This is a genomic window from Chimaeribacter arupi, from assembly GCF_002858805.1.
Lineage (GTDB): Bacteria > Pseudomonadota > Gammaproteobacteria > Enterobacterales > Enterobacteriaceae > Chimaeribacter > Chimaeribacter arupi.
In genome coordinates, this window is record NZ_PJZI01000086.1 from 1 (window position 1) to 836 (window position 836).

Consider the following 836-nt stretch of genomic DNA (forward strand, 5'->3'; position numbering starts at 1 on the left):
CGACTGCCCTAAGTGCGGCCGGCGCGGCCGGGTGATTGACGGCGACACGCGCTTTACCATTCATGGCAGCCCGGTGGCGGTGGACGGCGGGCTGGTGCGCTGTGGCTGCCCGCCCGGCAGCAACCGCATTATTGCCCCGCTGGGGGAGTGGCTGGGGCGCGGCCCCTCGCCGCAACAGGTGGCGCAGGAGAAGCACGCCGCGATGCTGGCCGCCCAACAGGCGGAGCGGGAAGCCCAGGCGTTACAGCAGGCAGCAGCGCGCGAGCGCAACCGGGTGTTCGCCAAATCCTGTCTGCGTGGCGAGGGCTGTAATGATGCCGGGGACGCCCCGGAGCCGCACACCCACTTTGCCGAGATGGGGATTTTCCGGGCGTTGCCGGAGACAGAGGTAGCGCAGCACGCGCAGGCGGCAAAAAGAAAACCGCCCGCGCCGGAGGATATCCCAAAACCCAAAAAGCGCAGTGCGCTCTACCGCTGGCTGAACGGCAACCATGAGGAGAGGGACTATCAGGCGGCGGTTGCCGCCGCCAGCGCCGCCGCGCGGGCACACACCGCCACCGCCGGGGCGGCGGTACTTGAGCAGGTGGCGGGGCGCTTCACGACCTACGGCACCTGGGCGGTACGCGCAGGCACGGTGGCCGCCGGGGGCTTCGGCGCGCCCGTCGCCGGGCTGCTGGTGGGGATGATGCCGGGGCGGCTCAATGACGGCGAGCAGGACTTTATCGACCGGATGCGCGCCGAACAGATGCGCACCGCCCCGAGCCGGGTGCGTTTCACCTGGGAAAGCGATGCACAGGGCAACCCGGTGCCGCGCGGCTGGCACACGCCGCCGGGCC

Annotated in this window: 1 protein-coding gene; it reads left to right on the forward strand. The window is 70.9% G+C overall.

The features are described 5' to 3' along the window. Positions 1-836, forward strand: an 836-nt coding sequence (locus tag CYR52_RS22175) for a PAAR domain-containing protein (protein WP_241522442.1), incomplete at both ends; no start/stop codon positions are given.